Origin of the sequence: Salinisphaera sp. RV14 (assembly GCF_052044135.1) — a bacterium.
GTDB lineage: Bacteria > Pseudomonadota > Gammaproteobacteria > Nevskiales > Salinisphaeraceae > Salinisphaera.
This window is the reverse complement of sequence record NZ_JBQDYF010000008.1, coordinates 44,259-67,815: the sequence shown is the minus strand read 5'-3', so window position 1 is coordinate 67,815 and position 23,557 is coordinate 44,259. Positions and strand designations below refer to the sequence as shown.

18 protein-coding genes are annotated in these 23,557 nt (G+C 63.8%); 1 reads left to right on the top strand and 17 read right to left on the bottom strand.

What is annotated here, in order from left to right; genetic code table 11:
• Positions 1-79: 79 nt before the first annotated feature.
• The 15 genes from ACS8Y6_RS10125 to ACS8Y6_RS10055 form a co-directional block, all read right to left on the bottom strand.
• Positions 80-862: an ATP-binding cassette domain-containing protein gene (locus ACS8Y6_RS10125; protein WP_440848734.1), complete on the bottom strand. Its 783-nt coding sequence runs from the start codon at positions 860-862 to the stop codon at positions 80-82.
• 4 nt (positions 863-866) lie between these two features.
• On the bottom strand, positions 867-1,961 hold the full coding sequence (locus ACS8Y6_RS10120; protein WP_440848733.1) for an ABC transporter permease: 1,095 nt from the start codon (positions 1,959-1,961) through the stop codon (positions 867-869).
• A 67-nt stretch (positions 1,962-2,028) separates the two neighbouring features.
• On the bottom strand, positions 2,029-3,003 hold the full coding sequence (locus ACS8Y6_RS10115) for a sugar ABC transporter substrate-binding protein (RefSeq protein ID WP_440848732.1): 975 nt from the start codon (positions 3,001-3,003) through the stop codon (positions 2,029-2,031).
• 830 nt (positions 3,004-3,833) lie between these two features.
• On the bottom strand, positions 3,834-5,249 hold the full coding sequence (locus ACS8Y6_RS10110; RefSeq protein ID WP_440855498.1) for a sugar porter family MFS transporter: 1,416 nt from the start codon (positions 5,247-5,249) through the stop codon (positions 3,834-3,836).
• Between the two features lie 818 nt (positions 5,250-6,067).
• A complete protein-coding gene (locus tag ACS8Y6_RS10105) occupies positions 6,068-7,195 on the bottom strand; it encodes a Gfo/Idh/MocA family protein (RefSeq protein ID WP_353215867.1) in 1,128 nt (375 codons plus the stop codon).
• 31 nt (positions 7,196-7,226) lie between these two features.
• Positions 7,227-8,399: a Gfo/Idh/MocA family protein gene (locus ACS8Y6_RS10100; protein WP_353215866.1), complete on the bottom strand. Its 1,173-nt coding sequence runs from the start codon at positions 8,397-8,399 to the stop codon at positions 7,227-7,229.
• A 178-nt stretch (positions 8,400-8,577) separates the two neighbouring features.
• Positions 8,578-9,741 carry a Gfo/Idh/MocA family protein gene (locus ACS8Y6_RS10095; RefSeq protein WP_440855497.1) on the bottom strand — a complete coding sequence of 388 codons (1,164 nt, stop codon included), beginning with the start codon at positions 9,739-9,741 and terminating at the stop codon, positions 8,578-8,580.
• 180 nt (positions 9,742-9,921) lie between these two features.
• Complete coding sequence (gene iolE / locus ACS8Y6_RS10090; RefSeq protein WP_440855528.1) at positions 9,922-10,815, bottom strand: myo-inosose-2 dehydratase; 894 nt, start codon at positions 10,813-10,815, stop codon at positions 9,922-9,924.
• Positions 10,816-10,944: 129 nt separating this feature from the next.
• Positions 10,945-12,444: a CoA-acylating methylmalonate-semialdehyde dehydrogenase gene (locus tag ACS8Y6_RS10085; protein ID WP_440855496.1), complete on the bottom strand. Its 1,500-nt coding sequence runs from the start codon at positions 12,442-12,444 to the stop codon at positions 10,945-10,947.
• Between the two features lie 38 nt (positions 12,445-12,482).
• Positions 12,483-13,388, bottom strand: coding sequence for a myo-inosose-2 dehydratase (gene iolE / locus ACS8Y6_RS10080; RefSeq protein ID WP_440855495.1), 906 nt, complete (start codon positions 13,386-13,388; stop codon positions 12,483-12,485).
• A gap of 25 nt (positions 13,389-13,413) precedes the next feature.
• Positions 13,414-15,270, bottom strand: a complete 1,857-nt coding sequence (iolD, locus tag ACS8Y6_RS10075; RefSeq protein ID WP_440855494.1) for a 3D-(3,5/4)-trihydroxycyclohexane-1,2-dione acylhydrolase (decyclizing) — start codon at positions 15,268-15,270, stop codon at positions 13,414-13,416.
• A complete protein-coding gene (locus ACS8Y6_RS10070; protein ID WP_440855493.1) occupies positions 15,267-17,213 on the bottom strand; it encodes a bifunctional 5-dehydro-2-deoxygluconokinase/5-dehydro-2-deoxyphosphogluconate aldolase in 1,947 nt (648 codons plus the stop codon). Before ACS8Y6_RS10070 ends, iolD begins: the two co-directional genes overlap by 4 nt.
• 310 nt (positions 17,214-17,523) lie before the next feature.
• On the bottom strand, positions 17,524-18,543 hold the full coding sequence (locus ACS8Y6_RS10065) for a Gfo/Idh/MocA family oxidoreductase (RefSeq protein ID WP_440855492.1): 1,020 nt from the start codon (positions 18,541-18,543) through the stop codon (positions 17,524-17,526).
• Positions 18,544-18,573: 30 nt separating this feature from the next.
• Entirely contained in the window at positions 18,574-19,569 is a 996-nt protein-coding gene (iolG, locus tag ACS8Y6_RS10060; RefSeq protein WP_440855527.1) for an inositol 2-dehydrogenase, read from the bottom strand.
• A 14-nt stretch (positions 19,570-19,583) separates the two neighbouring features.
• Positions 19,584-20,588: a Gfo/Idh/MocA family protein gene (locus ACS8Y6_RS10055; RefSeq protein ID WP_440855491.1), complete on the bottom strand. Its 1,005-nt coding sequence runs from the start codon at positions 20,586-20,588 to the stop codon at positions 19,584-19,586.
• 381 nt (positions 20,589-20,969) lie between these two features.
• Between ACS8Y6_RS10055 and ACS8Y6_RS10050 the strand changes: the two genes are divergently transcribed.
• Entirely contained in the window at positions 20,970-21,935 is a 966-nt protein-coding gene (locus tag ACS8Y6_RS10050; RefSeq protein ID WP_440855490.1) for a sugar phosphate isomerase/epimerase family protein, read from the top strand.
• 492 nt (positions 21,936-22,427) lie between these two features.
• On the opposite strand, the gene ACS8Y6_RS10045 is transcribed toward ACS8Y6_RS10050, so the two are convergent.
• Both ACS8Y6_RS10045 and iolB read right to left on the bottom strand, forming a co-directional pair.
• Positions 22,428-22,613, bottom strand: a complete 186-nt coding sequence (locus ACS8Y6_RS10045; RefSeq protein WP_440855489.1) for a hypothetical protein — start codon at positions 22,611-22,613, stop codon at positions 22,428-22,430.
• 45 nt (positions 22,614-22,658) lie between these two features.
• Positions 22,659-23,450, bottom strand: coding sequence for a 5-deoxy-glucuronate isomerase (gene iolB, locus ACS8Y6_RS10040; RefSeq protein WP_440855488.1), 792 nt, complete (start codon positions 23,448-23,450; stop codon positions 22,659-22,661).
• Positions 23,451-23,557 lie beyond the last annotated feature (107 nt).

The following is a 23,557-nucleotide window of genomic DNA, read 5'->3' as shown; positions in this document are numbered from 1 at the left end:
CACCTCAAGAAGCGGCCCCGACGAATAGGCGCTTCCCACCACGAAAAAGGGCGCCGAATTGGCGCCCTCGTAAGCGGCTTCAGCGCTTCATCTCATGCTCAAGGGCATCGAGTCCGGCGCCGCCGGCCATCTGGAAAATCAGATCTTCCAACGATAGATCCTCGCGCGGCGCGTCCAGATCCATCTCGCCGCGGCTGAGTACGGTGAAGTGGTCGCCCACCAGATACGCATGGTGCGGGTTATGGGTGATGAAGATCACGCCCACCCCGTGCTCGCGCGCCGCCGAGGCGATGTACTTGAGCACAAGCCCGGACTGATGCACGCCGAGCGCGGCCGTCGGTTCGTCGAGAATGAGCACGCGGGCGCCGAAGTGAATGGCCCGGGCGATCGCGACCACCTGTTTCTGGCCGCCGGACAGCGTCCCGACGTGCTGTTCCAGATCCTCCAGCTCGATGCCCATCTTGCGCAGGGCGTCGTCGGTCTCGCGCCACATATTGTCGCGGTCGAGGCGCTTGAACGGCCAGGCGCCACGGGTCATTTCCGAGCCGAGGAAGAAATTACGCCAGACCGGCATCAGCGGCACCAGCGCCAGGTTCTGATACACCGCGGCAATGCCGAGATCGAGTGCCTCACGCGGCGAGCCGAATTTCACCGGCTTGCCATCGACCCGGTACTCGCCCGTCGAATGATGGGTGAGCCCGGCAATCACGCTGATCAGGGTGGATTTGCCGGCCCCGTTGTCGCCGAGGATGCAGGTCACTTCGCCCTGCTTCACCTTGAGGCTGACGTTGGACAGCGCATGCACGTTGCCGTAGTTCTTGCCGACGCCGTCGAGTTCGATGATGGCAGTTTCGTCAGTCATTGCATTACCCCTGCGAGGCGCGAACGCGGATCCACGTATTGACCACGGTGGCCATCAACAGCATCGCGCCCACGAAAAACATGAACCAGTCGGAATCCCAGCCGGCATAGATCACACCTTCCGTGGTCATGCCGAAGATGAAGGCACCGAGCGCGGAACCCACCGCCGAGCCGTAGCCGCCGGTCAGCAGACAGCCGCCGACCACCGAGGCCGCGATATAGAGCAGCTCGTTGCCGACACCGGCACCGGACTGGACGGTGTTGTAGGCGAACAGCATGTGCATCGCCAGGAACCACACGCAGAACCCCACGCCCATGAACAGGGCGATCTTCATGCCGCGAACCGGCACACCAACCGCGCGCGCGGCGTCGGGATCGCCGCCGACGGCAAAGATCCAGTTACCCACGCGGGTGCGCAGCAACAGCCAGGTGGCGATCAGCACCAGCACGATCCAGTAGATGATCGCCACGCTGATGTCGAAATCGCCGATGACGATATCCGAGGCAAACACTGCATGGGCCGAGGCAAAGCCCGGCATCGAGCTGATGTCGCCGGTGGCCACGCCGCCGGTAATGAGCTTGGTCAGGGCGATATTCAGGCCCTGTAGCATCAGAAACGTCGATAGCGTGACCAGAAAACTGTGGAGCTTGGTCTTGATCAGCAGCCAGCCGTTGAGCGCGCCGAGTGCCAGCGAGAACGCGAGAGCGAACGCCACGCCCAGCCAGATGTTGCCGCCGATCTGGGTGGCGAACATCGAGGCCGCCAGCGAGGAACTGATGACCGCCACGCCGGCGGTCAGGTCGAACTCGCCGCCGATCATCAGCAGCGATACGCCCACCGCGGGAATGCCGAGAATCGCGGCCTGGTAGAGCACGGTCGAGAACGCCGGCATGGTGCGGAACGGCGGTGCGACGATACAGAACAGAACGAATACGAGAATCGCCCCGCCGAGCGCGCCCGCTTCCGGCCGCTTGAGGATTTTCTTCCACAGCGGATCGCGGGAAATACGTTGCTTGGGTTGCTTCTGAGCCGCGCCGGTCGCTTTGTTGTCGAGCGTCGGCGCGCCGCGCAGTGCGTCGTCGTCCATGGTGGCTGCCATTGGTTTTCCTCCGGGGTGCCCCGGCGGCACAAGCCGCCGGGGCGTCACGAGCGGTCGAATCGGTGGCTTAGCGCGTACCGCGTTCGACGTACTTGATGACCTTGTCGATATTCTGCGGCGTTACGAAGGCCGGCCCGGTCAACACGGCATTGCCGCCGCCCAGGGTGTCGCCGTTGGTCAGGTTCAGATACAGCAAGTCGACGGCTTCGTAGCCCTGCAGCCATGGCTGCTGGTCCACCGCCCAGGCGACCTTGCCTTCCTTGACGAGCTTGGCGGTCCGCGGATTGAGGTCGAAAGTCACGACCTTGGCCTTGCTGTGCGCCATCTTGGCCGCATCCACGGCCACCGGCGCGAATGGCGCCCCGAGGGTGACGATGGTGTCGATCTGCGGGTCCTGCATCAGCTTGGCCATGATGCGCGAACGGGCCTTCGACATGTCGTAGCCCTCGAGATAGAGCGTTTCCGACTTGCCCTTGAAGGTATCGGCCACGCCGGCACAGCGAGCGGCCAGCTGGACCGCGCCCTGCTGCTGGTTCACACACAACTCTTTCTTGGCGCCCTCTTTATTCAGGCGTTTACCGATGGCCTGGCCGGCGAGCGTTTCGTCCTGGCCGACGTACATCGGAATGCCCATCGACTTCCAGGTAGAAAAGCCCGAGTTCACGCCGACCACCGGAATGCCGTCATCCAGCGCTTTCTTGACCAGCGGCTTCATGGCATCCGGAAACGCGAGCGTCAGTGCGATGCCGTCCACATGCTGGGTAATCACGTTCTCGAGCTTGGCGGCCTGTTTGTCGGGCGAGTCGCCGTGCAGATAGATGAGATCGACGTTGTCTTTCTTGGCAGCGGCGTTCGCGCCCTTGCGCACGAGGTCCCAGAACGTATCGCCCGCCTGCGCATGCGTGATCAGCGCGATCTTCAGTTGCCTGGAATTCTGGTCGGCGGCCGACGCGATGCCGGCCGTGCATACGGCAGCCACGCCCACGGCCAGTGCCGCTGCGGCCAGACGTACATGCCGACGCCTTGTGGTGAACAGTCGCATATCGCTCTCCTCCTTCGTGCTTTTTACTTCGGCGAGCCCGACTTGATACCGGGCCGGTTTTTTGATCGATAACGGGCGCGAGCGTGAGGCCCTCCGCGACCGTGGTTATGACAATGATGGAATGCTTATATCGCCGCAAGCATTTTTGAAATTTTTGCGCTAATCCATTGGTCGAATGGCACCCCGTCGGCGCCTCATCGCTCCCGTGCCATGGCTGCAAAGTAAAACGGATCAAATAGATAACCGCACCGCCGCCGTCTTGGCGCCGGCCGGCGACCGGGCACGCCGATCGATACGGCCGGGCCGCACATGAGCGAGGCCACTGGATTCGGGGCCGTGAGCGCAGCGGTTGGCGCCGATGATGGCGAGTGCGATATCGCCACCAGAGCGACCGGCTTCGATCGGTATCGGCGCCGGGCGGAAAACGCGCATTCGGCATGGTCCGGCGGGCCCAGTACATTGCGGCCGGCAACACAACGCACGCTGGGTTTCGATGGCCAGGGTCTGTTGAGGTTTCGTGCGGGTCCGCGCCAAGCGCTGTTTTGCGGCAAGACGAGGCGTAGCGAACGTGGCGTAGTGGACCTACGCGAGAGAGCTATAACGCTGGATTGCCGCAAAACAGCGCTTGTCCCTTCGGGTTGGGCCGCAAATCCCGCCCGGCGGCGTTGCGAGTCTGGGTCGTGGCGCGCCACGACGCGGCGACTCGCGCCTTGCCGGACACGATTTGCGGACGCCAACGCGGCGCTCGCACGAAACCTCAACAGACCCTAGGGCGCCGCTCGTATTCCACACCCGGGCCGGCTCGTTGCCGTTGTTTCATTGCCAGCTGATCAGGCGAAGCGCTCGCGGATCTGGCTTTCAAACGCCTCGAGCGATTTGCCGCGGGTTTCCGGCACCACGGCGAGCGTGAAGATCAAGCCCAATACCGAAATCGCGGCGAACATGAAGAAGGTCGGCCCGACCCCGAATGCCGCCACGACCGGCGGGAAACCGAACGCCACGATCGCATTGGCCACCCAGAGTACGAACACACAGATGCCCATGGCGAAACTGCGGATCTTGAGCGGAAATATCTCCGAGAGCATCAGCCAGACCAGCGGCCCAAGCGTGCCCTGCATCGAGAACACGAAGGCCACCACAAAGATCAGCACCAGATACGGTTTGATCGCGATATCGGGCATGAACATGGCCGACAGACCAACCAGGATATGGAACACGGCGATCAGAAAGAAACCGCCCATCAGCATCTTGCGCCGGTCGATCTTGTTGATCAGCAGAATGCCGACCGTGATGCCCAAGACACTGAATAGCCCGTTGAGCGTGTTCGCGATCACCGCGCCGTTGTTCGAAAACCCGGAGTTTTCCAGCAGCTGGGTGCCGTAATACATGATCGCGTTGATGCCGGTGAACTGCTGGAAGATGCCCAGCACCGCACCGATGACGATCAGCCGCCGCACCCACGGGACGGTCAGATCCGACCACTGGCCGCAGCGGCTTTCCTGCTTCTCTTCGACGAGGGCATCGACGTCGGCGATCTCGGCGCGAGCCCGCTCGGGCGAGCGAATCTGCTTGAGCACATCCAGCGCGTCATCCCGTCGGTTTTGCTCGGTCAGCCAGCGCGGGCTTTCCGGCACGCGCAGCATGCCGATAAGCAGCGCAAACGCCGGCAGCACGCCGATCACCAGCATGTAACGCCAGATGCCGGGATAGTCGCCCCAGATATTCATGATCACGGCGTTGATGATGAACGCGGCGAACTGCCCCGAGACGATCATGATTTCGTTGCGCGTAACCAGACTGCCGCGGTTCTCGGTCGGGGCCACTTCGGCCAGATAGACCGGCACCGTCGTAGACGCCCCGCCCACCGCCAGCCCGAGGATGAAGCGAAACGCCGAAAGCACCTGCCAGTTGGGCGAAACCGCCTCGCCGAGCGTGCCGACGATGAAAATCCCGGAGAGCATGAGAATCGTGTATCGACGACCGGAGACATCGGAAATCCGGCCACAGACCGCCGCACCGAGCGCCGCCCCGAAAATCAGAATACTCACGACGAATCCCTGACTCATAGGCGTGAGGCCCAAGTCCAGTTTCATGGGGTTCACGGCGCCGTTGATGACGCCGGTGTCGTAGCCGAACAGCAGGCCGCCGAAGGTCGCGATGAAGGCAATCATGCCTAGCCTGCGGGTATGCGAGCCGACCTGGCTCGCGGCTACGGTCGCGTAGGCTGAGGACACTCCATTACTCACGTCAAACTCCTCCTGGACGATGATTCCGTCTGATCCCGGGTCGGCGTGCGGTTCGAAAAAGGGTGTTTCTGCGTCCGCCGCGAGATCCGAGATAGCGCCCGTGTCGAGCCGGGTTACACGAGTAGCCGACCATGGCTCGCACGCCGTTTTACCCAACGGGAACCTACGTGCCGGGCGCAACCCAGGTCAAATTATTTATTTCGACATTTTTTATAATGGAATTTATTTTCTAAATCTGTTTGGATTGCGCATCGCTGCTTTACCGGTTCAGAAGCATCGCCATGCATGACCGCTAGACCCAGACCATGTCCGAGGAACGTAGGCGCAGGATTTGGCTGGGCTTCGATCCGTCGGATTACGCCGCCGGCTAATCCGACCTACGCGGACTGTCAACGGCACGGTGATCGAACGACCGCATAGGTCGGCTTAGGCCGAAGGCCGTAAGCCGACAACTCTTCGCTAACAGGCCAGCCCCAGCACGGGGCGAGCCCGTGCGACTCGTTGATTCAACGGGGCTGCGATCCGTCGGATTACGCTTCGCTAATCCGACCTACGCCAACCGTCGACGGCACGGTGATCGAACCAACCCGTAGGTCGGGTTAGGCCGAAGGCCGTAAGCCGACAACCAGGCCCTGCCCGTTCCGTGATGTTGCCAAGCCAAGCGACATCCGACCGGTCTGAGGCGATGGAATATAGGCGTCCCGATATTCGAAACCGTGCCGAAACCGGACAAAAATCGATGGATTTATAGCAGCAGCGCGCGTGACCCGCTCCGAAAGCGACGAGCGACCAGCCGCGCTAACCCGCGTCCAAAGGATTCAATCCACCGCGGCCCAGCGTCCCGACTCGACGGACGCCAGCGCCGCATCGATCACGCGATGCACCTGCACCGCATCGGCAAAACACGGCCAGAGCGCCGCGCGCTCGCCGCTGATGGCCGCGATCAAATCGCGTACTTCCACGGTCACCGTGTCGTTGTAGCCCGTGCCGTGGCCCGGTGCCGGGCAGAAATCGCCGTAATCCGGATGGGCCGGGCCCATTGGGACACGGCGAAAGCCCTGAGTTCGTGCGTCGTCGCGCCGCGAGTAGAACTGGATCTCGCTCAGGCGCTCCTGATCGAACATGATCGTGCCGTCGGTGCCGGTCACCTCGTAGGACAGCCCCATCTTGTGGCCCGTACCGACGCGGGAGACATGAAGCGAGCCCGAGACGCCATTCTCGAACCGCACCAGCAGCTCGGCCTGATCGTCGTTCTCCACCGCGACGCGCGCGCCGGAGTCCGGGTCTGGGCGATGGGTGTGCACGATACGCGTCTCGGCCATGACCTCGCGGATCGGCCCGAGCAGCCAATGCGCCATCCCGATGCAATGCGAGCCGAGATCGCCCAGTGCCCCGGCCGCGCCGGCTTCGGCTCGCCGCATGCGCCAATCGATCGGCAGATCCGGATCGGCCAGAAAATCCTCGACGTGCACACAGCGAAACGACACGATCTCGCCGAGCGCGCCTTCGGCAATGAGCTGGCGGGCAAACTGCGAGGCCGGCGTCTTGGGGTAATTGAGCCCGACCATGCACACCACCCCGGCCCGCTCGGCCGCGGCCTGCATTTCCACGGCTTCATCGGTAGTCGCGCCCAGCGGTTTTTCGCAGAGCACATGCTTGCCGTGGGCGATCGCTTCCAGAACCATTTCCCGATGCGGCAACGGCGCGCAGACGGTGACCACGTCGATGTCCGGATCACGCACGAGCTGGCGCCAATCGCCGGTATGGCGAGCAAAGCCGAGGCGCGTCGCGGCCCGCTCGGCCGAGGCATCCGAGCGGGTCGCGATCATGTCGGCCACCGGGTGTGTATCGAGCCCGAATACGGCGCCGACGGAATGGATGGCCAACGCGTGTGCCTTGCCCATGAAACCGGCGCCGATGACGCCGAAACGTAGTGAATTCGTCATATGCAGTGTCCCCGCGTCGGTCGGGCTGGCCTCAAAGCTCGAGGGGCGCGACGTCGATCCAGCGTCCGCCCTCGTCGGAGGATCGGCAGGCCAGATCGATGAATTGCAGGCCGAGCACACCGTCGGCGGTGCCGGGAAAATCCGCCGGTCGATCCGCCATCGGCTGGCCGTCTCGCGCGGCCGCAATCGCCTCCGCTGCCGCCGAATACAAATTGGCGAAGGAGGCGAGGAACGCCTCCGGGTGGCCGAGGCCGATACGGGTGAACCGCTCGGCGTCGTCCGATAACACCGAGCCGCCCTGGGCCAGTATTTCGTGCCGCCCGCCCGGGTAAGAGACGCGCAGATGATGCGGGTCTTCGTGACACCACTCGAGCGACGCTTTGGAGCCGATCACCCGGATACGCAATCCATGTTCGGCGCCGGTCGCAACCATCGTCACCCAGAAGCTGCCGCGCGCCCCGCCGGTGAAACGCAACATGACCTGGGCGTGATCGTAGACCCGCCGGCCGGGTACGACGGTCGACAGATCCGCCGCCAGGGCCTCGATTTCGAGCCCGGAAACGAATCGGGCGAGGTGATGAATATGCGTGCCCAGATCCGATAGCACGCTAGCTCGTCCGACCTGGTCGGGATCGGTCCGCCAGGCCACCTGTTTGTTCTGGGCATCGTGCTCGGCGTCGCCAGCGCCCCAGTTCGCGGCAAACTCGCCCTGGATGCTGCGGATGGTGCCGAGATCGCCGTCCGCGACCATCCGCGCAGCATGCCGGATCATGCTGTGACTGGCGTAGTTGTGGGTCAGCGCGAAAACCAGCCCTTGGGACTTCGCGAGCCGGTGCAGTGCCAGCCCGGTATCGAAATCGTCGGTCAGCGGCTTATCGCAGATGACATGAATGCCGTGCTCCAGGAAAACCTTGGCCGCCGGGTAATGGTTGGCGTTCGGGGTCACGATGGCCACGGCCTCGATGCCATCCTCGCGGGCGGCCTCGGCTCGGGCCATGGTCTCGAAGTCCGCATAGACCCGATCGCGGGCGATGCTCAGTTCGCGCCCCGTGATCGCGGATTTGTCGGGGTCGCGCGAGAACGCACCCGCGACGAGTTCATAGCGCCCGTCCATGCGCAGCCCGATACGATGCGCCTCGGCGATATTCGCCCCGGGCCCGCCGCCAACCATGCCGATGCGAATCGGCCGTTCGAATGCTTTCATGGTTATTTCTCCTCACGCGGCTTCGTTCTTTTATTTATCCGCGGATTGCGCAGATGACGCAGATTTCAAAGACAAATGATCGTTGGTTTTAAACCGTTCCAGGGTGCCGTACAGCGACTAGCTATCCGCGTTCTCTTCTTCATCTGTGCACTCTGCGTAATCTGCGGATCAATGCCTTTCAAACGTCGACCCAGGACTCCGACCGGCAGGATTCGTCGATGGCTTCGAGAATCCGCTGGTTGCGGGCTCCAAAGTTGAAGTTCGGGTAACAGTCGTCGGGGCCGGCGATGCCGGTGACCAGATCGCAGACGTCGATGACCTTGGCGTCGTAGAAACCGAGCGAGCCGCCGCCGAAGTCGAAGGGGAAGAAGCCGGCGTACTGGGGCACCTGGGAGCCGGCGAGCAGGGTCTTGAAGCCGCGGTCGCGCTTGTCGTCGCGCATGCGGAAGACCTGCAGCTCGTTGAAGCGCTCGCCGTCCATGATGATCGTGCCCTCGGTGCCCGAGATCTGCCACTCGACGCCCATGATCTTGCCGGCGGCGATGCGCGAGGATTCGACCACCCCGGCGGCGCCGGAGGTGAACTTAACTAGGCACTGGGTCTGGTCGTCGTTTTCCACATCCCGCCACTCGGCGTCGGCGCTGGCCTTGGACGAATAGCCGGCCCCCGGGGCCGCCACGGGGCGCTTGTCGAACACGATCTGCGACTGGCCGCAGACCCGGTCGAAATCGCCCATCAGATACTGGGCCACGCCAATCACGTGGGCCCCGAGATCGCCGAGCGAACCCGTGCCCGCCGCCGCGCGCGAACAGCGCCAGGACCACGGCAATTCCGGGTCGTTGAAGAAGCCCTGATCGAAGGTGCCGCGAAAACGCGTCAGCCTGCCGATTTCGCCGCGGTCGATGATCTGCTTGGCGAGCATCGCCGCCGGCGTCTTGATGTTGTTGAACGAGATCATGGTTTTCACGCCGGCTTTTTCGGCCGCATCGCGCATCTCGTTGGCCTCGGCCGTCGACATCGCCATCGGCTTTTCGCAGTAGACATGCTTGCCGGCGGCGATCGCTGCCAGTGCCATTTCGTGATGGAACTGGTTCGGCGAGGTGATATCGACGACATGCACGTCCGGATCCGCGATCATCGCCCGCCAGTCGTCGTAAGCCTTATCGAAGTTGAAGCGTGTCTTCGCTGCTTCGGCCAGCTCGCGGCTGACATCGGCTACCGCATACAAATGTGGGCGCAACGTCAGGTCGGTATACAGCGTGGCACAGCGCCAGAAGGCTTCAGCGTGAGCACGGCCCATGAAGCCGGTTCCGATGATGCCGATGTTGAGTTGTTCTGCCATGTCCTTGGTCTCCTCGAAAACTTTTATCCGCAGATCGACGCAGATGCACACAGATCGGAAGACAGATGACCTTCAGTACATCAGGGCTCGCATACGCATTTCTATGCTTGGTACCACCTGCCGCTGTCTTTCTTTCATCTGCGTCAATCTGCGTCGATTTGCGGACAACCTCTTGATGAACTAGCCGCCAAAGAAGGACTGCACGGTACGCATCGCTTTGTCGGCATATTCGGCCGACGGCGCCTGGGTCGGGTCTTGCTCGGCTTCGACCACCAGCCACCCGTTGTAGGCATCGCTTTTGGCGAAATCTATGACGGGTGTGAAGTCGATACAGCCGTCGCCCGGTACCGTGAACATGCCGGCGCGTACGCCGGTATTGAATGAGTCGTCGCGCTCGCGAATGGCAACGAACACATCACGGCGGATGTCTTTTAGATGGATGTGGTTGATGCGATGGCCGTGGTTCGCGAGCACGCGGGCGAGGTCCGCGCCGCCGGCCGCGATATGCCCGGTATCGAACAGCAGGCCGACCGCATCGCCGGTTTCGGCCATGAGCCGATCGATCTCGGCCTCGGTCTCGGCGACCATCATCAGATGGGCGTGGTAGGCGAGCTGGAGGCCGTAGTCGCGTTGGAGTGCTTCACCGAACTTGGTCAGCCGCTGACCATAGGCCGCCCAGTCGGCAGCCGAGATCACGGGCGTCGCCGACAGCGGTTCGTTGAGCGGATCGTCGCCCGGCATCAGCCCGGTTTCGCCGTAGACCATGACCTCGGCGCCGTTATGGGCCAGCAATGCGGCATGGTTCGCCACCTGGGCCAGCTCATCCGCGACGCCGATCTCGGCCAGGCGGCCGGAGTACCAGCCGGAGACCAGATCGACGTTGCCGTCGGCCAGCAGACCGGCGACGGCGTGCTGATCGGCTGGAAATTTGCGCCCCATTTCGACGCCTTCATAACCGGCCGCGACCGCCTCGGCGATGAAGGTTTCGACCGGGGTGTCATCGCCGAATTCGGTGATCACGTCGTTGGTCCAGCCAAGCGGATTGATGCCGAGGCGCAGGCCATAGGGTGCCAGCCGTTCCCGGGTCGCTTGCTGGCTGGGCTGCCAGTCGCGCGCAAGGGTCTGGCGCACGTTCGAAGCCGTCGTGCTCATGATGCTCTCCTCGACGAAACCACCGGGCGCGGTGTGCGCCCGGCCGCCCGGTCAGTGCGTCGGCATGACGAAGGCGTTGCCGTGCGAGACCTGGTCCTCGGGCCAGCGCGCGGTCACGGTCTTCAGCCGGGTGTAGAAGCGCACGCCGTCGGCGCCGTGTACATGCAGCGGACCGAAAAGGCTCCGCTTCCAGCCGCCGAAGGAATGAAAGGCCATCGGCACCGGAATCGGTACGTTGACGCCGACCATGCCGACCTCGATGCGCTCGGCGAAGGTCCGCCCCGCATGGCCGGATTCGGTGAAGATCGACGTGCCGTTGGCGAACTGATTGGCATTGATCAGGTCAATCGCCTCGTCCAGCGATTCGGTGCGGCTGATGCACAGCACGGGCCCGAAGATCTCTTCGTCGTAGACGCGCATGCCGGGCTTGGTGTGGTCGATCAGCGAGCCACCAATAAAATAGCCGTCCGGGTGGGTGGAGAAGCCCTTCTCGCGCCCGTCGACCACCAGCTCGGCTTCCTCGGCGCCGATGCCGACATAGTTCGCGACCTTGTCGCGATGCTCGGCCGAGACCAGCGGCCCCATGTCGTTGTCCTTGCCGTCGACCAGCGACGGACCGACCTGCAGATTCTCCAGCCGCTCGACCAGAGCCGCACGCAGTTTCTCGGCGGTTTCCTGGCCGACGGGCACGGCCACCGAAATCGCCATGCAGCGCTCACCGGCGCTGCCATAGGCCGCGCCCATCAGCGCATCGGCCGCGCCGTCGATATCGGCATCCGGCATGACCACCAGATGGTTCTTGGCGCCGCCGAGCGCCTGGACGCGCTTCTCGGCGGCCGAGGCGGTCTCGTAAATATGCTTGGCGATCGGCGTGGAGCCAACGAAGCTCACCGCCGCGACGTCGGCGTGTGTAATCAGATGGTTAACGGCATCCGCGCGACCGTGCACGACGTTGAACACGCCGTCCGGCAGCCCGGCTTCCTTGAGCAGGCGAGCCATCAGGTTGGCCGCCGACGGGTCCTTGTCGGCCGGCTTGAGCACGAAGGTGTTACCGGTCGCCAGCGCGATCGGATACATCCACATGGGCACCATGGCCGGAAAGTTGAACGGCGTGATGCCGGCACAGACGCCGACCGGCTGGTACATGGAATAGCTGTCCACGCCGGTGCCTACGTTCATGGAGTGCTCGCCCTTCTGCAGATGCGGCATGCCGCAGGCGAATTCGACCACTTCGATACCCCGGGTGACCTCGCCCTGGGCATCCGAGAACACCTTGCCGTGCTCGGAGGCGATCAGGCGCGCCATCTCGTCGCGGTGCTCGTCGAGCAGGGCCTTGTACTTGAACAGGATGCGCGCCCGGCGCAGCGGCGTGGTCCCCGACCAGCCCGGCAGCGCCGCCTTTGCCGCCGCCACCGCGGCATCGACATCGCCCGTCGTGCCGATCACGACTTCGGCCTGTTGCTCGCCGGTCGTCGGATTGAATACGGCCCCGCGCTCGGCGTTGTCGCCGGCCGTGGGCTCGCCGTTGATGAAGTGCAGAATCTCGCGCATGTCATCGGTCCTTTGAATCGTGTCTTGTGCAGTGGCGCTTACGCGGCCGCCGCCAGTGAGAAGCCGGCTCGTCGCGCCGTGTCGCGCAGATGGCGATAGCTGCGCTCGGCCAGCGGCCAGGACGGCGACACCGACGGGTCCGTCTCGGCTTCGGTGATCAGCCAGCCGTCGTAACCGGTCGCCGCCAGCCGCGACAGAATGGCATCGAAATCGAGGCTGCCGTCGCCGGGAATAGCGAATACGCCGTCGACCACGGCATTCAGAAAACTGGCGTTGCGATTGTGCGAACGCTCGACCACGGCCTGGCGGACATCCTTGCAGTGCGCATGTACGACCCGCTCGCCCCAGCGATCGAGCCAGTCCAGCGGATCGCCACCGGCGAATGCACAATGGCCGGCATCGAACAGCAGCCCGACGTTGTCGCCGGTCTTGTCCATCAAGCGGGCGACGTCATCGGTGGCCTGAATCACGGTGCCCATGTGGTGGTGGTAGGCCATGCGGATGCCCTCGCCCGCCAGATAATCGGCGATCGCATCGATCCGCGGCGCCAGCCGCTGCCAGTCTGATTCGGTCAGCCGCGGCCGGCGCGACACCGGCATCGAGCGGTCGAGATGCACGCAGCGCGCCGTCTCGCAGAAGACCATCGCGCTCACGCCGGCGGCCTTCATCAGGGCGAGATGCCCTTGCATGGCCTCGATTTCCTCGTTGACGTCACGCTCCAGCAGATTCGACGAATACCAGCCCGAGGCCAGCACCAGATCTTCATCGGCGAGCAGCGGGCCGAGTTCGTCGAACGTGGTGGGGAATTTGCGCCCCATCTCCACGCCTTCGTAGCCGGCCCGTTTGGCCTCGGCCAGACACTGGGTGAGCGGGGTCTCGTCGCCGAGCAGCGGCAGGTCGTCGTTGGTCCAGAGCAGCGGGTTCACACCCAGTCGAACGGTCATCATTGCATCTCCTTTGCGCGACGGCTCAACGCTGACGCTGCTTGTTGTTGTCGTAGCCCGCGCGGCGCTCGGTGACGGCCTCGCGGCTGGATATCTCGGCCACCGGCACATCCCACCAGGTGCCGCCCTCCGCGGTTGCCTTGTCGGCATCGGTCTTGAGCGCGATCAGATAAGTCTTGTCGGCGGCCCTGGCGCGATCCAGCGCCGCCTCGAGCCCGCCGATGCCGTCGACCCACTCCGCTTCGCAGCCAAGCGCTTTGGCGTGGGCCGCGAAATCGATTTCCGGCGCGCCGTCGGGCGCGGTATTGCAGCCCTCGAACAGGTTGTTGAATTCCACGCCCACCGTGGCGCCCTGCAGCCGATGGATGCAGCCGTAGCCGCGGTTGTCGAGCAGCACCACGATCAGCTTGTGGCCGAGCATCACTGACGTCGCCAGTTCGGAGTTGAGCATCAGATAGCTGCCGTCACCGACCGTCACATAGACGTCGCGCTCGGGCGCGGCCATCTTCACGCCCATGCCGCCGGCGATTTCATAGCCCATGCAGGAAAAGCCGTATTCGACGTGATAGCTGCCCGGCCCGGTCGTCTGGTAAAGCTTATGCAGCTCGCCCGGCAGCCCGCCCGCGGCACAGACGACCGTACCGTTCTCGCCGGCCGCGCGGTTGACCGCGCCCAGCACCTGGCTGTCGGCCGGGCGCGCCGCGCCGTCGTCCGCGGTCACGCGTTCGACGATGGCGAGCCAGTCGCGTCGTTCGTCGGCCAGTTTGTCCTGCCACCCGGCATCCGACTGCCAACCGGCAAGCCCCGCTTCCAGTGCTTCGAGCGCCACGGCGGCGTCGCCCACCAGCGATTGCCCGCCGTGTTTGGCGGCATCGAATCGGGCCACATTGATGCCGAGCAGCGTGGGGCCATGATCCATGTAGAGAGCACGCGAGCCGGTGGTGAAATCCTGCAGTCGCGTGCCGAGCGCGACGATGACGTCGGCCTGTTCGGCCAGCGCGTTGGCGGCCGTCGAGCCGGTGACGCCGATCGCGCCGACGTTGTTCGGGTGATCGGCCCGCAGGCTGCCCTTGCCGGCCTGGGTTTCGGCCACCGGGATGCCGTGGCGCTCGGCGAAAGCGGCGAGCCGGTCGCAGGCGTCGGCGGAATACAGTACGCCGCCGCCCGCGATGAGCAGCGGCCGCTCGGCGCTCTTGAGGGTTTCGACGGCGGCAGCGAGCTCGGCCTCATCGAGTCCCGGGCGGCGAATGCGATGCAGGCGCTCGTCGAAGAATGCGGCCGGGAAATCGTAGGCCTCGGCCTGCACGTCCTGGGGCAGCGCCAGCGTCGCCGGGCCACAGTCGACCGGATCGAGCAGCGTATCGATCGCTGCCGGCAGGCTGGTCAGCAATTGCTCCGGCCGCGTGATGCGATCGAAATAACGCGAGACCGGCACGAAGGCATCGTTGACCGTGGTCGACGGCGCGCCGTAATGCTCGACCTGTTGCAGTACCGGATCCGGCTTGCGGGTCGCGAACGTGTCCCCCGGCAGCAGCAGTACCGGCAGGCGATTGGCATGCGCCAGGCCCGCGGCCGTCACCATATTCAGCGCCCCGGGGCCGATGGAGGTAGTGCAAGCCATCATGCGCCGGCGCCGATGCTGTTTGGCGAAGGCAATGGCGGCATGGGTCATGCCCTGTTCGTTATGGGCCCGATAGGTCGGAAACGTTTCGCGCTCGGCATAGAGCGCTTCGCCCATGCCGGCCACGTTGCCGTGGCCGAAGATGGCAAAGCAGCCCTCGAACAGGCGTTCGCGACGGCCGTCGATGTCGATGGACTGGGCCGCGAGATACCGGACGAGCGCCTGAGCCATGGTCAGGCGAATGGTATGCGGTCGGCTCATGCCAAAGCTCCTGCGGAACGCGGGTTGTCCGTTTCGCCGGCGGCATCGCGCCAGGTGGTGATCAGCTCGGCGTAGTTGTCCGATACGGCGGCGACGAACGCGTCGTCGTCCAGCTCGCCGGCCAGCCAGTCGCGGGCCGGCCCCGCGAACAGCGTCCGCCCGATCGTGAAGCCGCGGCAGATCGCGGAGGCACTCGCCTCGCGGAAGCCAGCTTTTACATCGCCCATCGGCGCATCGAGACCCAGCAGCACCACGCCGCGACAATGATCGTCGTGGCGCTCGATCACGCCGCGCACGGCCCGCCAGGCAGCGGCGCTCATCGGCGGCAGCTTCCACCAGTCGGGCCGGATGCCGAGGTGATAGAACCGCTGCAGGCTGCGCGCGACGGTGGCGTCGTCGTCGGCCATATCCTTCGGCGGAATCACTTCGACCAGCAGTTCGTGGCCGGTGACGCGGCGGGCTTCGTCGAGCTGGCGCAGCTTGTCTTCCTGCTCCAGACGCAGCCCGATTTCGTCGTCCGGGTGATAGAACACCAGACACTTGATGATGTGCTCGGCCGGCCATTTCAGAAGCTGGCTGCCGATGTCGTCACCGTGCTGGAACCGCAGCGGCCGCGAACCGGGCTCTTCCACCGGTCGGCCGATCCACCAGCCGCGCCCAGTCATGGCGTTGAGCGCGTCCTGGCCGATGACGTCGTCGCAGAGCACCGCCGGCGTGCCGGCAACGCCCGCTTTTGCCAGGCCTTGTTCGGCCGCGGCCACCAGCAGCTCCTTGAGCGGCGACAGACGGGCCGCGTCCACGCCCAGCTCGCCGGCCATGTCGAAAAGCTGCAGGCGATGATCGAACGCCAGGCCGTAGATCGGACCCCATTCGGCCGGATAGCGCGTGGTTTTGCGATGCAGATCATTCAGGCGTGCGTCCTGATCCGGACGCGGCACTTCGTCCCGGCGCGTCAGATAATCGAACAGCTCGGCCTCGGTCGGCATGGCCGGCGCGCAGCCGTGGCGCGACACCACCAGCGCGCCGCAGGCATTGGCATAGGTCGCGCACGTCTCCCACGACTCGTCGCGCAGATAGCCCCGCAGGAAACCGGAGATGAACGCATCGCCCGCGCCCAGCACGTTGAGCACCTCGACCTTCACACCTTCGACCAGCACACCGTCGTGCACCGAATCGCCCACCGAGCCTTCGAAGATCGTGCAGCCCAGCGCGCCCAGCTTGCAGACCAGCACCGCGTCGGACAGTTCCCGCACTTTCTTGAGCGCGGCGATGGTGTCGGTCGTGCCGCCGGCGATATGGAATTCTTCCTCGGTGCCGACGATCAGGTCGAAATCACCGATCCAGCGCTGCAGATGGGCCGTGGTCTCGGCGTCGTCGACGTAACGCGTCTCGCCGTCGCCGAGTTCGGCCAGGCCCCAGAGCACCGGGCGATAGTCGATATCGAGGATGCGCTTGAGACCATGTTTCTTAGCCGCATCGAGCGCGGCCCGACAGGCGCCCTGTGTGGTCTCGGTCGACAGATGCGTGCCGGTGATCGCCAGCGCCCGCGCGGTGCCGATCCAGTCCGGGTCGACATCCTCGGCGGCGATCGCCATATCCGCGCAATCCTTGCGATAGAACAGCAGCGGGAAGGTATCGCGGTCCTTGATCGCCAGAATGGCCAGCGCGGTAAAGCGAGTCTTGTCCACCGGCATGTGCGAGGTATCGACGCCGGCGCGCTGGAATTCCTCGACCACGAAGTTGCCGAACTGCTCGTTGCCGACGCGGGTGAGCATCGCCGATTTCAGCCCGAGCCGCGCGCTGCCATAGGCACAGTTGCCGGAACTGCCGCCCAGGTACTTGGCAAAGCTGGACACATCTTCCAGGCGGCTGCCGATTTGCTGTGCATAGAGATCGACCGCGGCACGACCGAGGCAGATGACGTCGAGTGGCTTGTGGTTCATCGGCTTCTCCAAAATCCGGGAACGAGTATTTCAGAGCGTTCCGGAGTGGACTATTTATTCCAAATTCTGCCGAGATGGAATCCCGTTTTCAATGGTTTTGCGACTAAAGTCGGCGCTTTAGCCTGCTGGCAGGCGATCATCGGGCCTATCGCCCAAAAAGCGTCCGCAAATGAACGCTGATAAACGCAAATAAAAACAGCGCAGCAAAGATCGACAACACCTTTTGCGTTCGGCGCATGTCCACGTGGACGGGATAACCCGGCACGCTGGAAATTCGCGGGTGCTCATGGCCAGGCTGCCGATCGCGCAATCAGACATACAACGTCGGCCTGGAGCCAAGTTCGACTGTTACCGTCTCACCGCCCTCCTGCGCCTTCACACCCGCCTCGCAACAGGCCGCGGCGGCATAGCCATCCCAGGCACTCGGGCCGTCCGGCGCCTCACCGGCGCGCAGACGATTCACCCAACCCTGGAACTCGGTATCGAACGCCGCCGCGAAGCGCTGTTCGAAACCGGGCGTGACTTCGCCGCCCCAGCGACCGGCCGAGCGGACGTACGCGCCTTCATCGTTACCGATATCCACGATGCCACGCTCGAACACGGCTTCGGTATGCACCTGGTAACCAAACAGCGCGTTGACGAAGATCTCCACATCCACCAGCACGCCGGATTCGGTACGCATCAGCACCTGCTGCGGGTCGGACAACCTACCGTTGCCAGCCGTGGTCGCACGGCCCTTGCGCACCGAGATTTCGGTAATTTCCTCGCCGGTGAAATAACGCACGCCGTCGATCTCGTGAACGACCGAGTCGTAGATCATCAGCGCATCGGTGAAATTCGGCGGCGGGTCGGGATTGCGATGCCGACAATGCAACATCAGCGGCGCGCCGAGCGAGCCGTCGGTGAAATAGCGCCGCAGGCGTTGATAACCGGCGTCGTAACGACGCATGAAGCCGACCTGGATCAGGGGCGCGTCGAGCCCGGCCTCGGCGTCCACGATCTCGCGCGCGGTGGCGCCATCCGCCGTCAATGGCTTCTCGCAGAATACCGGCAATCGCTTGTCGAGCGCGTCCATGAGTACGTCGTAATGCAGCATGCCGGGCGTCGTCAGCACGAAGGCGTCGTACTCGCCGCTGGCAAGCGCGGCATGCGGGTCGTCCCAGACTTTCGCGTAGCCGCCGGCCAGCCCCGCGGCGGCCTTGGCGCGCCCCGGGTCGATATCGACCACGCCGGTCACGTCGGCACCGGCGATGCGATGGGTCAGCCGCTTGATGTGATCGGTGCCCATGCGGCCGGTCCCGATCACCGCAATACGTAGATTATTGGCCATGGTTGGCTCCTGCTCGGTCAAACGCCTGCTTCAGCCGATTTCGTCGAGACGCACGCTGCGATTCTCGGCCAGCGATTGCGTGGCCGCGGCGGCCAGACGCAGGGATTGATAGCCATCTTCGTGGGTCGCCTTCGGGGCGCTGCCGGTACTCCAGGCGTCGTAGAGATCGCCCAGTTCGCGGCCGTAGGCGATGCCATAGCGTTCCAGGAAGAAATGCTTGGGCGGCTCGTCGAGCTGGCCGGCTTCGCCGGTATAGCGCAGCCGGGTCTCGGTCTCGTTGACCGCCTGCAACATGCCCGCGCTGCCAAAGGCCTCGATGCGCTGGTCGTAGCCGTAGGCCGTGCGCCGTGAGTTCTGGATATGACACAGCCGGCCGGATTCGGTGGTCAGCAACACCATGGCGGTATCAATATCGCCGGCTTCGCCGATCGCCGGATCGACCATCACGCTGCCGCTGGCGAACACCGAAACAATGGGCTCGTCGAGCAACCAGCGCGCCACGTCGAAATCGTGAATCATCATGTCGAAGAACAGCCCGCCGGAGCCCTTGATGTAATCGATGGGCGGCGGCGCCGGATCGCGGCTGATGATGGTCAGCGTTTCCAGCTGCCCGATCCGCCCGGCCTCGATCGCAGCCTTGAGCGCGGCGAACTGCGGGTCGTGGCGGCGGTTGAAACCGAGCGCGCAGGCGACCGGGTGGGCGTTGACCACATCCACGGCGGCTTTCGTGCGCTCGATGTCCAGCGCGATCGGTTTTTCGCAGAGCACGGCCTTGCCCGCCCTGGCGGCTCGCTCGAGAAATTCGGCATGGGTCGCGGTCGACGAGGCGATGAGCACGGCGTCGATCTGCGCGTCGTCGAAGATCGCGTCCACATCCACGCTTTGCGCACCATAGGCCTGGGCGAGCGCATCCGCAGCCTCGGCCCGGATATCCGACACGTAGACGAGTGCGATCCGGGGATCGCGGTCGGCCGCGGCGGCGTGGACCTGGGCGATTCGCCCGGCGCCGATGATGGCCAGGTTCATGATCCGATCGGACATCAGTGTTTCTCCAGTTCAACAAGGCGGGACGTGGTCACCGATTCGATGCAGGCGTCCAACACCCGCATGTTGGCGAGCACGTTTTTCGGTGCGTAGTCGGGAACGCGTGCGTCGAGCACGCAATCGGCAAAATGGGCGACGCCGTTCGGATATTGGAACGAGGCGACGCGTTCGATGCGCGTGTTGCCGTGGGCGTCGACGATCTCGATCGGGCCGTCGCCGTCGACCTGTGGCACGAAGGCCTTGTTCACTCGAATCGTGCCGGCCGTGCCACAAACCTCGTAGGCATGCCGGGCCACGGCATCCATGCCGCAGTCGAAGCCGGCCTTGGCGCCGTTGTCGTAGCCGAGCACGGCCGCCGCGGACATCTCCGCGTTCCGGGGCCCGGCAAAACGCGCGATCGTGGCTACTCGATCCGGCTCGCCGAGCAGGCTGCGGATCACGTGGATGCAATAGCAGCCAAGATCGTAGAGGCTGCCCCCGCCGGTCTCGAGCGTGCCGTGGCGAAAATCCGACAAGCTCTTTTCCAGATTGAACGTGAGATTGGCGTGCACGCCGCGAACCTCACCGATCGCGCCGTCTGCAATCAATTCCCGCACGCGCGTGTGCTGGCCATGGAACGGGTACATCATGGCTTCCATGTACACCACGCCGGCCGCCTCACAGGCCGCGATCGCCTCGGCGGTCTGGGTCGCGTTCAGCGCGGCGGGTTTCTCGCACAGCACATGCTTGCCGGCACGCGCGGCCTTGATCGCCCATTCGGCATGACGACCGTTGGGCAACGGCAGGTACACCGCGTCCACCGCCGGATCGGCCAGCAGTTCGTCGTAATCGCCGTATCCGGTCTCGAAGCCGAAGTGCTCGACCAGTTCACGCGGCACGCCGCTGCGGCTGGCGAGCGCATACGCGCGGCTGTTCTCGGCCGCCAGGATCGCCGGGATCGTGTGCTCGCGGGCAATTTCTGCCGCCCCGAGCACGCCCCAGTTGATCGAAGCTCGGCTCATGGCTGACTCCTCGGAAACGATGAAGCCCGATCAGAACGGATCAGGCCAAGCATGTTATAGAATTTATTTTCTATTTTTATTTTTTACAAACCTATTGTTTTATACTTTAGTCGAGCCACGACGCCCGCGCCGCTCGTCACCTGGAGCTTCGCCCTTGCCGGGCACCGTGAATTCGGTATTTCCGGCCGTCGATAACGCCGGCCCAACAAAACTTCAGGCATATTTTTCAAGCCCGCCGCGCGCCGTTTCGAGTGGGCGAAGCGGGCCCACGCGCAACGCCAGGGCCCGTCGACTGACATTCGACCTGCTTGCAGTTATGGAATTTTCATTCTAATTTGCGCCGAAAGACATCGGTCATACAGATCATCGAGGAGATGCGTGATGAAGCTAGGAATGGTCACCGACAGCGTCGCGAACATGGACACGGATGCCATGCTCGACTACTGCGCCGAGCTCGGGCTCGATGCGATCGAGCTTTGCATCGGCAACTGGGGCGCCGCGGCCCATATCGGCGACGTGAATGCGCTTCTCGAAGACTCCGCACGCCAGCGCGAGCTTGCCGCCAAGATCCGCGATCGCGGGCTGGAAATCTCGGCATTCACAGCCAACGGCAATCAGCTGCATCCCACCGACGGCGAGCGCCAGACGACGGTAGTGCACAACGCGATCCGCCTGGCCGAGATCTTCGAAGTGCCGCGTATCGTACTCATGTCCGGCCTGCCCGCCGGTGCGCCGGGTGATTCGATGCCCAACTGGGTCACGACCTCATGGCCGCCGGAGACGCACGACATCCTTCGCTATCAATGGGAGGACGTCGCGATCCCCTACTGGCGCAAGCTGGTCGACTACGCCGAGGGCCGTGGCGTCAACCAACTGTGCATCGAAGCGCACGGCGCGCAACTCGTCCACAACATGCCCAGCTTCATGCGACTTCGGGATGCCGTCGGCCCCACCGTGGGCCTGAACTTCGATCCGAGCCATTTCATCTGGATGGGCGGCGATCCGATCGAGATGATCCGGCGCTACGCGGACTGCATCTACCACGTGCACGCCAAGGACACCTACATCGATACCCACAACCTGGCCGACGCCACCCGACTCGACACCCGGCCAATGAACCGGGTGCTCGACCGAAGCTGGTCCTACGTCACACTGGGCTACGGCCAGCCCGAGGATTGGTGGCGCGAATTCTGCTGGCAACTGCAGGCCCGTGGCTACTCGGACGGCGTGCTCTCGATCGAGCACGAAGATCAGAACCTGTCGTGCAACGAAGGCGTGCGACGCTCGGTCGACCTGCTGCGGCGCGTGATGCCCTATGAGCAAGCGGACTATCGGCTACCCGGCTGATTCGGCGCGCTCGGCAAGTCCTGAAGACCCGGATTGCAACCCGGGGCTTTTTTTCGGGTCTCCGTCCGTGTGATTTTCGGCTGTAACGAGCAGCGACAAAACGCGTCCAGCGGACAGTTTCCGGCGCCACGAGTCCCTTTGCTATACACAACGCAACGGGTAACAGGCATCTACAAAAATAACGCGCGATCCTTCCCGGGCCCCTGTCTCTGGGCAGGCTGGATTGGGGCTTACAACATAATGCGCCGCCGCTGGGCCCGGCGTCGGATTACGCGCTGCGCGCTAATCCACCTACCGCCAAGGTATCGTTTTCGAAATTTTTCAGGTGGGGCAAGGGTTTGTTACACCCCCGAAGCCCCTGCCCCAAAAAAAAACCGGCTGGTCCAGCCAGCCGGTTTGAACGCCGTCGAAGCAACCCGTCGGGACCCATCCCGGGTCCGGTACGGCGGTGGTTCGCGGCGACAGTACGGCCTATCGGCCGTAAGGCGCGATTCAGTTCAAACGTCGATCGTCAGCCGCGGGCACGATGTAGCCGGCCGCGTGGGTACCACAGAATTCAGCCACCCGTTCCATGAAAGCGCCGATACGCGCCCAGACCGGGTGTTCGCTCGTCCACTGACGATCAAGCTCGGCATCGCTGTCTTTGGCAAAGACGTTATCGATACGCATGTCGCTCATGTCCGCTCCTGCTCTTCGTCAGGCGTATCGGTTTCGTACGCCCCACTACTGGACCAGCCACGCAAAGTCCGGATCGGTCGTGAATTTCCATTCGCGCTTCGGACCGGCCATGACATTCAGGTAATAAAGGTCAAAGCCGTACGGCGCGCCGACCGGGTGGTACCCGCGTGGTACCAATACACAACTACCGTCGCTGAATGCCATCGTCTCGTCTATTAAACGATCGTCGGTATAGATCCGCTGCAGGCCGAACCCCTGCGATGGGTTCAAGCGGTGGTAATAACTTTCCTCCAGGAAGGATTCGTGCGGAAGATTGTCTTCGTCGTGCTTGTGCGGCGGATAGCTCGACCAGTTTCCGGCCGGGGTATAGACCTCGACCACGAGCAGACTGTCCGCAGGCTCGGTCTCGGGCAGGATGTCGTGAACATGGCGCACATTGGCGCCCTCGCCGCGCGTCGACTGTTTGACATGGCCGGGCTCGATCAGCCGTGGCGGGTGATTGCCATGCCCCGGTGCGCCACAGATGCCCAGTTCCACCGCGGTGAGCGCTTCCACGCTGTAGTCCATGCCATTGGGCAGATAAACGGCATACGGCGCGACCTGCTCGAAAACGCTCATGCGCTCGCCGATCGCTTCGAATGTGCGATCGCCGCAGCGCACGGTCACCTTGCCCGACAGCAGTACGAGGCACAGTTCGTGCTCGCCGCTGTTATCCGCGAACGATTCACCTTCGGCCATTTTTCGGTGGCGAAAGCGGACGTACTGAAGCGGCTCGGACGCATTGGCCGTGTCCAGCGTCTCGCCCACGTCGACGGAGGGATTGAGCAACAGATCCATAACGACCTCGGGTTTGAACAAACGGTTCAGGAAGAATCGATATAGAACATATTTTTTATTATGCTTTTAATCAAATAATTTGTTTCATACTTTCGTCGGTTGCGAGA

Bases quoted from the DNA above. Each gene is read 5' to 3' on its own strand.
- ACS8Y6_RS10065 (WP_440855492.1), bottom strand. From the start codon at position 18,543: ATGGCCAATAATCTACGTATTGCGGTGATCGGGACCGGCCGCATGGGC.
- ACS8Y6_RS10095 (WP_440855497.1), bottom strand. From the start codon at position 9,741: ATGGCAGAACAACTCAACATCGGCATCATCGGAACCGGCTTCATGGGC.
- ACS8Y6_RS10045 (WP_440855489.1), bottom strand. From the start codon at position 22,613: ATGAGCGACATGCGTATCGATAACGTCTTTGCCAAAGACAGCGATGCC.
- iolD (WP_440855494.1), bottom strand. From the start codon at position 15,270: ATGAGCCGACCGCATACCATTCGCCTGACCATGGCTCAGGCGCTCGTC.
- ACS8Y6_RS10050 (WP_440855490.1), top strand. From the start codon at position 20,970: ATGAAGCTAGGAATGGTCACCGACAGCGTCGCGAACATGGACACGGAT.
- ACS8Y6_RS10070 (WP_440855493.1), bottom strand. From the start codon at position 17,213: ATGAACCACAAGCCACTCGACGTCATCTGCCTCGGTCGTGCCGCGGTC.
- ACS8Y6_RS10100 (WP_353215866.1), bottom strand. From the start codon at position 8,399: ATGAAAGCATTCGAACGGCCGATTCGCATCGGCATGGTTGGCGGCGGG.
- ACS8Y6_RS10125 (WP_440848734.1), bottom strand. From the start codon at position 862: ATGACTGACGAAACTGCCATCATCGAACTCGACGGCGTCGGCAAGAAC.
- iolE (WP_440855495.1), bottom strand. From the start codon at position 13,388: ATGACCGTTCGACTGGGTGTGAACCCGCTGCTCTGGACCAACGACGAC.
- ACS8Y6_RS10105 (WP_353215867.1), bottom strand. From the start codon at position 7,195: ATGACGAATTCACTACGTTTCGGCGTCATCGGCGCCGGTTTCATGGGC.
- ACS8Y6_RS10120 (WP_440848733.1), bottom strand. From the start codon at position 1,961: ATGGCAGCCACCATGGACGACGACGCACTGCGCGGCGCGCCGACGCTC.
- ACS8Y6_RS10055 (WP_440855491.1), bottom strand. From the start codon at position 20,588: ATGAGCCGAGCTTCGATCAACTGGGGCGTGCTCGGGGCGGCAGAAATT.
- iolG (WP_440855527.1), bottom strand. From the start codon at position 19,569: ATGAACCTGGCCATCATCGGCGCCGGGCGAATCGCCCAGGTCCACGCC.
- ACS8Y6_RS10115 (WP_440848732.1), bottom strand. From the start codon at position 3,003: ATGCGACTGTTCACCACAAGGCGTCGGCATGTACGTCTGGCCGCAGCG.
- ACS8Y6_RS10085 (WP_440855496.1), bottom strand. From the start codon at position 12,444: ATGCGCGAGATTCTGCACTTCATCAACGGCGAGCCCACGGCCGGCGAC.
- iolB (WP_440855488.1), bottom strand. From the start codon at position 23,450: ATGGATCTGTTGCTCAATCCCTCCGTCGACGTGGGCGAGACGCTGGAC.